At 66.3% G+C, this 12,185-nt stretch carries 11 protein-coding genes; 8 read left to right on the forward strand and 3 right to left on the reverse strand.

Annotated elements, in window-relative coordinates:
* The 3 genes from IV088_RS18390 to IV088_RS18400 form a co-directional block, all read right to left on the reverse strand.
* Nucleotides 1-191, reverse strand: a 191-nt coding sequence (locus IV088_RS18390; RefSeq protein ID WP_291105221.1) for a hypothetical protein, incomplete at its 3' end; no start/stop codon positions are given.
* 239 nt (nucleotides 192-430) lie between these two features.
* Nucleotides 431-1,132 (reverse strand): hypothetical protein, encoded by a 702-nt coding sequence (locus IV088_RS18395; protein WP_291105222.1) that lies wholly within the window; start codon nucleotides 1,130-1,132, stop codon nucleotides 431-433.
* A gap of 77 nt (nucleotides 1,133-1,209) precedes the next feature.
* Nucleotides 1,210-2,892, reverse strand: coding sequence for a PAS domain-containing sensor histidine kinase (locus tag IV088_RS18400; protein WP_291105224.1), 1,683 nt, complete (start codon nucleotides 2,890-2,892; stop codon nucleotides 1,210-1,212).
* Nucleotides 2,893-3,142: 250 nt separating this feature from the next.
* Here IV088_RS18400 and IV088_RS18405 point away from each other — a divergent pair, with 250 nt between their 5' ends.
* The 8 genes from IV088_RS18405 to IV088_RS18440 all read left to right on the forward strand — a co-directional run.
* Entirely contained in the window at nucleotides 3,143-3,814 is a 672-nt protein-coding gene (locus IV088_RS18405) for a hypothetical protein (protein ID WP_291105228.1), read from the forward strand.
* A gap of 422 nt (nucleotides 3,815-4,236) precedes the next feature.
* Nucleotides 4,237-4,863 (forward strand): RNA polymerase sigma factor, encoded by a 627-nt coding sequence (locus tag IV088_RS18410; protein ID WP_291105230.1) that lies wholly within the window; start codon nucleotides 4,237-4,239, stop codon nucleotides 4,861-4,863.
* Complete coding sequence (locus IV088_RS18415) at nucleotides 4,860-5,096, forward strand: hypothetical protein (protein ID WP_291105233.1); 237 nt, start codon at nucleotides 4,860-4,862, stop codon at nucleotides 5,094-5,096. Before IV088_RS18410 ends, IV088_RS18415 begins: the two co-directional genes overlap by 4 nt.
* 46 nt (nucleotides 5,097-5,142) lie before the next feature.
* On the forward strand, nucleotides 5,143-6,990 hold the full coding sequence (locus IV088_RS18420) for a peptidase domain-containing ABC transporter (protein ID WP_291105235.1): 1,848 nt from the start codon (nucleotides 5,143-5,145) through the stop codon (nucleotides 6,988-6,990).
* 4 nt (nucleotides 6,991-6,994) lie between these two features.
* Nucleotides 6,995-8,308, forward strand: coding sequence for an HlyD family type I secretion periplasmic adaptor subunit (locus IV088_RS18425; RefSeq protein ID WP_291105238.1), 1,314 nt, complete (start codon nucleotides 6,995-6,997; stop codon nucleotides 8,306-8,308).
* On the forward strand, nucleotides 8,305-9,879 hold the full coding sequence (locus IV088_RS18430; protein WP_291105239.1) for a TolC family protein: 1,575 nt from the start codon (nucleotides 8,305-8,307) through the stop codon (nucleotides 9,877-9,879). The genes IV088_RS18425 and IV088_RS18430 overlap by 4 nt, the downstream gene beginning before the upstream one ends.
* A gap of 42 nt (nucleotides 9,880-9,921) precedes the next feature.
* Entirely contained in the window at nucleotides 9,922-11,466 is a 1,545-nt protein-coding gene (locus IV088_RS18435) for a hypothetical protein (protein WP_291105241.1), read from the forward strand.
* Nucleotides 11,467-11,696: 230 nt separating this feature from the next.
* A partial coding sequence (locus IV088_RS18440) for a hypothetical protein (RefSeq protein ID WP_291105244.1) occupies nucleotides 11,697-12,185 on the forward strand: 489 nt, incomplete at its 3' end.

A 12,185-nucleotide genomic window follows, 5' to 3' on the forward strand; every position in this document is an offset into this window, starting at 1 on the left:
GGGCCGAGATGTTCACCCGCGACCTGGCGCTCTGGATGCGCGGCCGTGGTCACGCCGTCGCCATTTTCGCCACCGCCTTTGGCGACATGGCCGACGAGTTGCGCCAGGCCGCTCAGCTGGAAGAGATTCGCATCGCGTGCGCTGAACGGGGTCTCGCGCTCGATGTGATCGGCAGTGGCAGCGGCAACCACCTCACGGACCCTGCCGCGGTGCTGGGACGGTACGACATCGTGTTCGGCAAGGGGCGCTGCGCCACCGAGGCATTGGTCACCGGCAACGCGTCAGCGACCCCTTGCTCAGCGGGCCACTCAATTCGGCTATTTGTTCAGCGCAGCCCTAAAGCTAAAGCCGGAATCGATAGCGCGGTGTCTGGATGCGTACCCCGACTACCGGCGGCGGCTGGTGCCGGTGCAGAACTTGAACATCACCCTCAGATCAGTTCAAGGCTCAGCTCGGGACAGCGCAGTGTGTCCGGGTGTTGCGTGCAGCCCATGAAAATGTGCTCCTCGGGGACTTCAGGGCGGCCCAGGTAGAAGCAGCAGAAGGTCCAGCCGATGGCGTTGTCACCCAGGTTCAAGGCAGCCGGGCCGAGACAGTCGAGCTGGCCCAGCAAGGTGTCCATGAGGTCCATGGTGCAGCGGGCGTTGAAATCCAGCTGACACAGGCCGCCGCTGTTGCGCTTGACCAAGCCAACGACCTGGCCATCGACCACCACGGCCTGCCCCTCGGTCAGCGCGGAGAGGGAGCCGTTGGAGCGAGCGATGAACCGGTCGTCGCGGCGGGCGATGCCGTTGCGCGAGAGCGTGAGGGTGGCGTCCTGGAAACACAGCCCCAGGGAGATGGTGTTGCGGTCTTCATCGCACGGAAATGGCCTGAGCTGGGCATGCACGGCCAGCCCGGCGCCGGGCGGGGGCGGCGAGAGCCCGTCGTCGTCCAGCAGCCACTCGGTGACGTCGAGGTCGGTGCCGTCGATCTGGAACCAGAGTTCGGTGGCCTGGGATGGGGCGGGGTCGGCGAAGGCCTTGAAGACGTCAAAGAAGTCCGGGTCGCCTTTGATGGCGTGCAGGAGCTGGCTCAGTTCGCCGAGGTCGAGCGGCGAGCGAACGGTGGTGGGGCGGGTCTGGTGGTGCATGGGGACTCCTGGGAGGGGTTTCAGCTGATCCGTCCCACCAGATACCGGGCTCGGGTGTCCCGGGTTTCGCCGCGGACTCAGAACGAAGCTTCGAGGTTGGTCGCCAGCGGCAGCTGGAAATAGCAGGTGGTGCCGACGCCCCGCATGGAAATGACCTCGAACGCGCCGCCGTGCATCTTGATGATCTTCTTGGCCACTGCGAGCGAGCGGCCGCTGAGCACGAGCCCGGTGTCCAGGGAATGGGCATCGGCCAGCGGTATGTTGACGAGCTTGTTGATCAGGCCCATGTCGACCCCGATGCCGTTGTCGGACAGGACGAAGGACTTCTGCGTGTGGCTGAAGCCTAGGCACACGCGCAGAGGCTCTTCGGGTTTTCGGTGGTCGCAGGCGAAGTTGATCAGGTGCGACAGGGCTCGGATGAGCAGGCCTGGGTCGGCGCGCACAGCGGGCATGGCCCCGATGGTGAGCGTGCCTGGACTGAGGTCGGGGAAGACGTTCTGCGTGGTGAGTCGAACCAGGGACTCGAGGTCAACGATCTCATCGCGCACGGTACTCTTGGCCACGAGGTGGTAGTCGACGACGTTGCCGATGACGTCGGACAGGTGGGCCGCGGTGTGGGCGATCTTGCGCAGGGCGTCCATGCGCGCGGGTTCGCCGGGCGGGGCGGGGTCGAGCAGGTGGGCGGCCTGCTGGTGCAGCGAGCGGATGGGGTCCAGGAAATTGCGTGCGACGGCGGCGAGCAGTTCTTCGGCTTCATAGCGGGATTCGCTGTCGCGCCGGGCGTGGCTGATGATGTCTTCGAAGCGCCGCACTTCCTCGGGGCCGGAGCCGGTGTCGTCGTCGCCATCGCAGGCGCTGAGGATCAGCCCGTGAATGCCTTCCTGATGGTGGAATTTTTCAATGCACAGATCGGCGCCCCGCTCGCGGTGGAGCACGAAGCGCCGGGGAATGCTGTCCACGGTGGGCAGGGTGCGCTGCTCGAAGATCCAGCGCAGGTGGTCGGGCAGCGCGCTCGGGTGGGGGTCGAAGAGGCTGCAGGCGCTGGAGAGCAGGGCGCTGAAGTGGGTTTGTTGGGAGAAGGGCAGGTGGCTCAGGCCGAGCAGGCGCAGGGCGGGCGGGCTGATGAATTCAACATAGCCATTGACGTCGATCTGGATCACACCCTGGCGGAGGTGGTCAAACAGGTGATGGGTGCCGGTGTCGGCTTGGGTGTCGCTGGCGAGGGCCTGTTCGAGCAGGGCTTCGGTGGAAGCCCGCATGGACGAAAGCTTCCAGCCGTGGAACAGGGTTTCCAGGGCCTGGAACAGGAGGTCGGCGCTGTCGTTGTCGGCGAGGCCGACGCTGCCGAGGTGCCGGTCGAGCACGAGCAGGTAGTGGCCGGTGTTTTCGCGCCCGAACACATAGGCGATCCGGGGCAGGCCGGGGGCGGCCGTGGATTCGGGATGGCCGGGCGCGAGCAGGCACTCCAGCGGCGATTCGATGATCGCGCCGTTGTCGAGCTGCTCGAGCCGGAGGGCCAGCCCGGCCGGACTGGACAGCGGCGGCGAGAGGTCCCTGGCGGGGGGCGAGCCGGGCACGAGCCGCAGCGAGGCGACGGGTTGCAGGCGGGTCTGCCGGTCTTCATCCCAGGACAGTTCGGCCAGCAGACCTTCACGGGAGCCGGTGGCCCGCAAGAGGGTGTGCAGCGCTTGTTGCAAGGGGTGCGCCAGTTCTTCCACCTCCACCGCCAGGCGCAGCAGGTCGGAGGTGGCGGCAACCATCGAGAGATTGGACATGTGGCCAAGTACCTGCGCATGACGGCGAGGGATTCACGGCCGGGGTGGGTTTCTTTGCGGGCGGTGCGCCCTGCCACTTTTGACGGGTTTTTGTGAAAAAGGGTGAAACCAATAGCCGACTTGGCCGGTATGGTTTTCGGCACCCTCTCTTTCGTCCGTCCTCTTCTCTCTTCGCCTGCGTCCGATGCACCGAATGCCTGACCGCCCTCATCCAGATCGCCACAACCCCCCGACGTTGCCCGACGCCGACGGGCTCGCCCAGCAGGCGTGGTTCGAAAGCATGGCTTCGCTGGCGTGGCTGCAGGAGCGGCGGTTGGCCCAGCTGGGAAAGGCTGGGGGGCGGGCCCATCTGGAGTGTTTGCGCCTGAGGGCCATCGTGGCGCTGATGTGGTGGGAGCGTTTGCTGCCGCAGGCGTTGTCGTGCTGGAGCATGTCGGATGCCGAGCGCCTGGTGGTGTCGGAGGCGGAGCGCCTGTTGGTGGGCGTGGAGGGCGCTGCCGAGGTCAAGACGTTCGGCGAACAGGGCGAGGGGCTCTCGTCGCTGCTGGTCAGGGGTCCCGCCAGGGCCGTGCTGGACTGGATCGAAGCGGCCGGGATCGGGGGTGGCCCGGTGTTTCGACGCATCAGGCCGGATGGTCTGGTGAGGACGGGGGCGCTGACCCCGGTCGGTATCGCCAGCCTGTTCTCCATCTTGTTGATGGAGGGGCGCACCTTGGGGGTGGTGGATCGGCAGTTCTCGCTCGATGTGTCGACGATGGGTCCCACGGCTTCCCGGATGAGGCACGGCAGCCCACCCGCCGGACGCGGTGGGGGGCGTGGACGAGAGGGCCGGTCGACGGCGTTGGGTGGGCAGGCGCCGGTCCACCCGAATGGCCTCGGGTGGCATGGTGCGCCGGATCTGGTCTGAATGGGCCCTCAAGACCGGTGGTTTTCTGTCGAGTTCCAGAGAGCGTGGGTCCCGGTGACGTGAATGGGCTGGAGATCGGGTGGCGCCGATGGAGGCGGGATCATTTTTTCTGATGCATAGGGGGGGGGCACCCGTGACCGATGCTGGCCACGTGGACGCCAAAACCCCTGATTCCAATAGGGTATTTGGATTGCCTAAGGGTTTTCGAGGGGGGTGGATGCTTCAGCCTTAATCGCGCCGGTTTGTGAACACCAAGGTGCTATTTAATCTGTGGACAAATCCGATTCGATCAATGCATAAAAATTATGCGATACAGGGAGTTAACTGTCACATGAATGAATTATTAAAGAAATTGAGGGGGTTGACGGCTGAGGATTCCGGTTACGTGAAATTACAGCGCTGATTTCTACTAACATCTGCCCGTGGAATCCAATACCGCCCCACAAATCGAGGTCGATGCCGAGCCTGTGCTCGGCATCGACAGCATGGCTGCCGTCCCGGCGCTGATGGTACGCATCAAGAACCGCGAGCAGGCGGCCATGGCTGAGCTGTACGTGCTTTGCCATGCCAAGGTGTTTCGTCACGTGGCCTATCTGATCAGGGATGACCAAGCGGCACGCGACATCACGCAAGATGTGTTTTTGCGCATTTGGCGCTATGCCAGTGCCTACGATCCCGCCAAATCATTCAATGCAATGGCCTGGATCAATCAGGTCGCACGCAATCAGGTATTGACCGAGCTCGCGCGCCGCAAACGGAGGCAGGAAGACAGCGATGAAATTCTGGAAGATTTCGCGGACGAAGGCAATGAACGCGAGCAATTGGCCCGGATGACCGCGCGCAGCCCGGCCTTCACGGCGGCCATGGGCAGCCTGAGCGCGTCGTCGCGGCGGGTGATCACGATGCGCTTTTTCGCCGAACAGTCGCTGGCGGAGATTGCCTCGGAGCTGGATGTGCCACTGGGAACGGTCAAGACCTGGCTGCACCGCGGGCTGGCGCGCATGAAAGCGGCGCTGGAGACCGGCAACATGGAGTCGCAGAAATCATGAACCATGCACCAGATCAGGGCGCAGGCCGCGAGGCACTGCAGCAGGCCTTGACCGACTTGATGGAGCGGGTGCGCGAGGACGTGCAGGCGCAGGAGCGCCTCCTGGCGCAGGACCCGCAGGCCGGTGAGTGCGCGGCGAGGCTTCGCATCTTGCTGAACGAGGCGAAGCGGCGGCTGGACAACGCTGACAGGCCTACCGCGAACAGCACAGGTGATCCACCTGCCGTGCCTTAGAAGCTGCGGCGGCGTAGAACACAACAAAAGATGAAGGGAGTGCACGATGATCGAAATGCTGTTGCCGGAGCGGATGCGGCCCACCCGTCTGGGTTTGCAGGAGCACCTGGGGCCGGCGCTGCTGGAGCACTTTGCGCAGGCCCGGCAGCGCATGGCGCGCGCGGCGTGGCTGTCGTCGCCGATCGGCCTGCTGGCGCTGCTGCCTTCGATCTTCACGCTGGAGGTGTTTGACCGCGTGATCTTCCGCCAGGGCTTTTCGACGCTGGTGGCGCTGCTGGCGGGCGTGGCGGTGGTGTTGATCGTGGAGTGGATGCTGCGGCGGCGCCGTTCGGCGAGCCTGCGCGAGGCCGGTGCCCTGATCGACTGGGGGCTGTCGTCCACGCTGCTGGACAAGATGCTGGGGCAGCCCTTGCGCTCGCTGGAGGAGCGGCCGGCGGCGTCGTGGGTGGCCCTGTTCCGCGATGTCGGCGCGGTGCGCACCTTGCTGACGGGGCCGGTGGTGCAGTCGCTGTTTGATCTGCCGCTGGCGGTGTTTGCGATCGTGATCGTGGGCCTGGTGGCGTTGCCGGTGTTGCCGGTGGTGCTGGGCATGGTGTGTGTCTTTGCGGCCATGGCCTGGTGGTTCGCCGACGAGGTGAAGCAGGGCAAGGTGGCCGAACTGCAGCAGGCGCGCAGCCTGGACATGTTCACGGCCGAGATGTGCCGTGCCCGTGAGTCGGTGAAGGCGCTGGCGCAGCACGAGTCGGTGGCGGCGCAGTGGAAAAACGGATACGAACAATGGCTGGCCGAGAGTTTTTCGCGCGGCAGCGAGATGGAGGAGACCAAGGAGCTGACCCATTCGCTGCTGATCGTGTCATCGATCGTGATCACGGCCACGGGGGCGGTGGCCGTGGCCAGCCAGTGGATGTCGATCGGGGGCCTGATCGCGGCCAACATGCTGGCCCTCAAGGCGATCTCGCCGATCGCCACGCTGTCGGGCGCCTGGCGCCAGCTGGCCCAGTCCATGGAGGCGGCGCGTCGGCTCCATGCGGTGTTTGCCCAGCCGAGCGAGACCGGCAGCGCGGGCCTGTCTTTGCCACGGCCCAAGGGCGCGATGACGCTGGATGAGGTCAGTTTCCGCTTTGACGAGCAGTCGGAGCCGGTGTTCAAGAAGGTGTCGCTGACGCTGGCGCCGGCGCAGTTCTACGCGGTGGTGGGCAAGAACGGCGCGGGCAAGTCGACGTTGCTGAAGCTGCTCACCGGTTTGTACCGCCCCGACGAGGGGCGGGTGTTGATCGACGAATACGACCTGCAGCAGTTCTCCCGGCACGAGACGGCTTCGTGGATCGCGACGCTGTCGCAGAACGTCTATTTTCTGGACGGCACGATCGCCGACCAGTTGCGCCGGGCCGCACCCGAGACCACGGACGAGCAGATCGTGAAGGCGTGCAGGCTCACCGGCGTGCACGCCTTCATTTCGCGCCTGCCCCAGGGCTATGCCACGGTGATGCGCGAAGGCGGGCGCACGCTGTCGGCGGGGGTGCGCCGCAAGATCGCGCTGGCCCAGGTGTTGCTGCGCAACCCGGCGGTGCTGGTGCTGGATGAGCCCACGAACGATCTGGACCACTTGAGCGAGCTGCAATTGATCGCCTCGCTGCGGTTGATCGCGAAGATGCGGACCGTGATCGTGGTGACACATTCGGCCGAGATGGTGGCGAGTTCGGACGTGGCGCTGGCCGTGTCCGGAGAGGGCGATGTCCAGGTGATGACACCGGTGCAGGCGCTGAGCCTGTACTTCACCCCGCCCAAAGCGGAAAAAACCGTCCACGTCGCGCCGCGCCACCGGGAGCCCTCTTTGGGGGCCATCGAGCCGAATCTGACCCTGGTCACCGCGGTGCCCGGCGAGCTGCATTGACACCATGAAAAGAGACCATCCAGAGGTCATCGATGCCTTGCATCGAAAACAGCAAGAGGCGGTGGACCGCTCGCCGTGGCACCGCTGGGCGCTGCCCGCCGTTGGCGTCGTCGCGCTGGGGCTGATCGTGGTGGCCTTGTTCGTGCCGGTGGAGATGTCGGTCACGGCGCCGGGCACGGTGGTGCCGTCGGCTCGCGTCAAGTCGGTCCAGCACCTGGAGGGCGGGATGGTGCGCGAGCTGTTTGTCCGCGAAGGCCAGAGCGTGCGCGAGGGGGAACGGCTGGTGCGCATGGAGCTGGGGGCGCAGGGGCCGAACCTGGAGGAGATCAACGCCAAGGTGCTGGCTTTGCACGCGGCGCGCCTTCGCCTGGATGCAGAAGCCAGCGGCAAAGCGATTTCGAGCGAGATGTTTGGTGCCGGCACGCCGCCGATGGTGGCGCGCACCGAGCAGCTGACCCATGAGGCCCGGCTGCTGGAGCTGCAGGGGCAGTTGGCCGCGGCCCGCGCCCAGGTCGACATGTTCAACGGCCGTGCGGGCGAGGTTGAGGCCAAGATCGAGGGGCATGCGGCGCGCGCGGCCTTGCTGGAGCGCGAGTACGGCATCACGCGGGATCTGGCGAGCGAGAAGCTGGTGTCCGACCTGGAGGCCAACCGGGCGCTCAAGGACCTGGAGGCCAACCGGGCGGAGATGCTGGGTGCGCGCCAGGCCTTGCTGGCGGCGAGGGCGTCGGCGGCGGAGTCACGCGGCAAGGTGGCGGAAGCGGAAGGGCGGTTCCGGCGGCGCGCCTCCGAGGAGTTGCTGGCCATCGAACGCCAGATCGCCACGGCGGAGGAGGAGCTCAACCGAGCCCAGGACCAGCGCAACCGCACCTTGCTGGTGGCACCGATCGCTGGCGTGGTCAAAGGGCTGCGCCTGGTCGAGTCGGGCGGGGTGGTCAAACCGGGTGAGACGCTGATGGAGGTGGTGCCGGCCGATGCCGAGATCGAGCTGGAGGTGCGCTTGCACCCCAAAGACCGAGGGCTGGTGCTGGTGGGCCAGCCGGTCCAGATCAAAGTCAGTGCCTACGACTTCCTGCGCTTTGGTTCGCTCAAGGGGCGCGTGCTGCGGATCGCGGCCGACGTGGACCAGGACCCCGTCGCCGGGCCGTTTTTCAGGATGGTGGTGCAGACGGAGGGCTCGGAGCTGGGCCAGTCGCGGTTGCCGGTGACGCCGGGCATGCAGGCCGACGTGGACATCATCATTGGACACCAGCCGTTCGCCTGGTACCTCTTGCGCCCGGTGCTCAAGGTGGGGGCCGAAGCTTTCAGGGAGCCATGATGTTCTTGACGGCGTGCCGTGTGCCGAACTGGTTGCCAACCGCCTTGTTGATGCTGGCGATGTGGGGGGCGGAGCGCGCGCTGGCCCAGACGGTCGACGGGGTCGAGGCCCGCGCGGTGGTGGCGCGCCGCATGGTCGACGCGCTGGCGAACTCGCCCGAGGTGCTGACCGCGCGGGCCGGGCTGCGCACGGCCGAGGCCGATGTGGATTCCGCCGACTACGCGGCCTACCCCCGGGTGGATCTGGGGATGTCGGGCAGCAATGGGGAGTCACCCTCGCGCAACAACCCGGCGAGCACGGTGGACTCGCGCCTGAGCGCGTCGCTGAAATACACGGTGTGGGACTTCGGTCGCACCAGCGCCAAAAAACAGGCGGTGGCGTTGGCCCGCCAGAGTGCGCTGATGCGGCTGGACCAGAGCAAAGAGCAGTTTCTGCGCCAGTTGTTCGTGGCCTACCTGCAGGTGAGCCGCTACGAACTGCTGGTGGAGGTGGGGAGGGATTCCCGCGCCGCGCTGGAGGAACTCGAACGCCTGGAGTCCCGGCGCGTTCGCCTGGGCGGCGCCGGCATCACCGACGCGCGGGTGGCGGCGTCTCGGCTGGCGCTGTCGATGAACAAGTCCTTGCAGTTCGAGCAGTCGTTGCAGGACGCGCGCCTCAAGCTCGATGCCCTGCTGGGCGAGCCTTTGCCGGTGCAGGGCCTGCCGCCGATGCAGGTGCCCAAGGCCTGGCTGGCGCTGGAGCGGGCGGATCTGGCGAGTGAGAGCGACCGCAGCGCGACCTTGCGAGCGCAGCGGCTGAATGTGGACCAGGCGCGGGCCGACCTGGAGGCCGAGGAAAGCGCGCGGTACCCGGCGGTGGAACTGACGTTCATCAAGCGGTACGAATACCCGGGCGGATTTTCGGAAAAGGCCCGTGTCGGCCTGCAGGTCAGCATGGGCTCGTCCGCGGCGCTGGAGGCGTTGGCCCGGGTGGAGCGCTCGGCCAGCCGCCTGGAGACCGAGGAGCAAAAGCTGGCGACCCTGCGGCGGGAGCTCCGGCAGAAAACGCTGTCGGGTTGGCAGCGGCAGTTGCTGTCGGGGCAGCGCGTGACCCTGTTGTCGTCGGCGGCGGGCGAGTCGGACGCGGTGGTCGATGCGCGGCGCAAGCTCAATCTGGCGGGACGTGAGACGACGCTGGCCCTTCTGGACGCCCAGGTGGAGGCCAATAACACCCTGATCGACTGGGTTCAGGCCATCTACGACATGCGCGTGGGGGAGGTGGAGCTGGCCGGAGACACCGGCCGCCTGCTGCCCGAGGAGGGGCATGAGGTGCCGTGGCTGATGACACTGTTCACCGACGAGGACTACCGCAGGGACGTGCGAACCCGGCTGACCATGGCACGGGCGTCGGAACCGGCCCAGCGCCAGGGGCACCCGGCGCCGGTCTCGCTGGCCGGTGTGCCATCGTTCCGGATCGGTCTCACCGTGGCGCCAGGGGCCGTTTCGGCGTCGGACGCGACCGGATCGGCATCGAACGTGACTTTTTTCCGCATCGAGGTGAAACCATTCGAGGTATCGGCGGGTAGTTGGTGAAGCTGCCAATGAAAGCCTTCCAACCGTTTGATGGTGATGTCGATGACTGATGTTCTTCCTCCTTTGGGCGCGGACGCCCTGCTCATCGATGAGTTCGGCGATGAGTTGCTCGGGTCCGGCCTGATCAACAGCCTGGGTCTGGTGTCGGCGTTGTTGCTGGTGCAGGAGCAGTCGTCTCAGGGCATTCCGACGCTCTCGCCTGCCCGGCTGGCGCTGGACGCGCTGTCCATGAACCTGCTGAATCTGGAGCCAGCGCTCGCTTCGCTGTCCAGCAGCGTGCCGGCGGGGTTGCTGGCGTCCCTGCAGGGCGAGGCCGAGGCGCTGCCCTGGTCGGACCTGCTGGGCCAGGCGCAAACCCTGGTCAATGAGCTGGTGGAGGGGGTGTCGTCTCTGGACGGCTTGCCACTCGAGGCGCTTGGGCTGGAGTCGCTGGCCACGCTGCTGGATGACCTGCAGGTGCTGGATGCACAACTGCCCGATGTCCTGGACATCACCAGTCTGGCCGGGGCCCCGGGGGTGTTGGCCGGCCTGACCGAGAGCCAGCTTCCCCTGGATGTCCAGGGTGAGTCGGTGTCGCACGGGGCCGAAGTGGCTTCGCCGATCCTGGATCAGGAAAGTGATTCGCGGTGGGATGGGGTGGACGAGGTGCTGACCACGGCGGAGTCCGGCGTGGCGCCGGTCGTCTCGGCGACCGGTCCGGCGACCGGTTCGACCGAACAGGGTCAGGTGCCGTCACCCGTGGTCAACGTGCCGGAAACCCTGGCGCCGGTGACCGCCCCCGTCCAAGATGGGGTGGCCACGGTGCTGCCACCGGTCGAGAACCTGGTCGGTGTGGTGCCGGGTGTGGTCGAGCCGGTGGTCGATGGCGTGGTCGCGGTGGTGGACCAGACCACGGACGTGGTGGAGACGGTGGTCGATGCGGTTGACGGCGCGACCGATCTGGTGAGCGAGGTGGTTCAGGATCTGCTGACATCGCCCGGCGATCTGCCAGAGACCCTGGTGGACGGGGTGGATCAGGTGGTGGACGTGGTTGACGAGGTGGTGGGTGAGACCACCGAGCTGGTGGACGACGTCACGGAGGTGGTCAATGACGTCGTGACGGACACCGTGGACAACCTGCTGGATGTGCTGGAGCCGGTGACGGACCTGCTTGCCGGTGGCGACCTGGGTGACGCCGATGGTTTGCTGGAGCCGGTGACGGATCTGCTCGCCGGTGGCGACCTGGGTGACACCGATGGTTTGCTGGAGCCGGTGACGGATCTGCTTGCCGGTGGCGACCTGGGTGACACCGATGGCTTGCTGGAGCCGGTGACGGACCTGCTCGCCGGGGGCGGCGAAGGCGCTTCCCTGATCGACGACATCACCGAGGTGGTCGATCAGCCTCAGAGCCTGCTCGACGGGCTGAGCGAGCTCGATCCGGTGACGGACGTCGTGGCTGACCTGGGCACCGATCTGCCGATCGTGGATGAGGTGGAGTCCGGGTTGCCGCTGGTGTCCGACCTGACCGCGGGCACCCTGCCGCTGGTGCAGGCGCCATCAGACGAAGAAGGCGGTGGGGGTCTTCTGGGGACCGGCCTGCTCGGCTGATGGCCGATTCCCATCGGGGCGACCCGCGTCGCTCTCAATAAAAGCCAGGCTTCATGCCTGGTTTTTTTTGCCCCTTCGGTGGGGGGCTGGTTCGTGCAAATTCACACGCAATGGCAGGTTCGGCAGGAAGTTGTCGCGCGGTGTTGAAACCCATTGGCGAGTGGACCGGTAAACAGAACGTGAGCGTGAGCGCCAGGTTCACGCCATGTTTTTCTTCAGGGACTGATCTCATGGAAACCACCGCCACCACCGCCTCTTCCGCCCCCAACCCGGACATGGTTCCGGTGCTTCGTGGGGGCACCACTGTTCTGGTTCCCGACAACCAGGTCTTGATGCCGGGGGACCGTGTGGTCACGGGGGACAAGCCGGTTGATGTGCTGGTGCGCAATGCCGCCGGCACCAAGCAGGCGGTGGTGCGTGTGGCCCCCAATTCCGAGGTGCTGATCCGCGACAACAGCGCCGCAGCCCCGGGCCAGGATGTGGCCGACATCGAAGTGATCGCCGGCGACGCCGTGTTTGTTGACGATCCGGACCAGGACGTGGTGGCCCTGAGCAAGGCCAGCAAGGCCTTGCTCGGTGGCGGGCTGAGCATGCTCGACGGAGCGCTGCTGGGCGGCGCCGGTCTGCTGGCCGCGGCGGCCTTGACCAAAGACGACAGCAACAATGGTGACGACACCGACACCGACACCGACACCGACACCGACACCGACACCGACACC

Source organism: Hydrogenophaga sp., from assembly GCF_018780075.1.
Taxonomy (GTDB): Bacteria; Pseudomonadota; Gammaproteobacteria; order Burkholderiales; family Burkholderiaceae_C; genus Hydrogenophaga.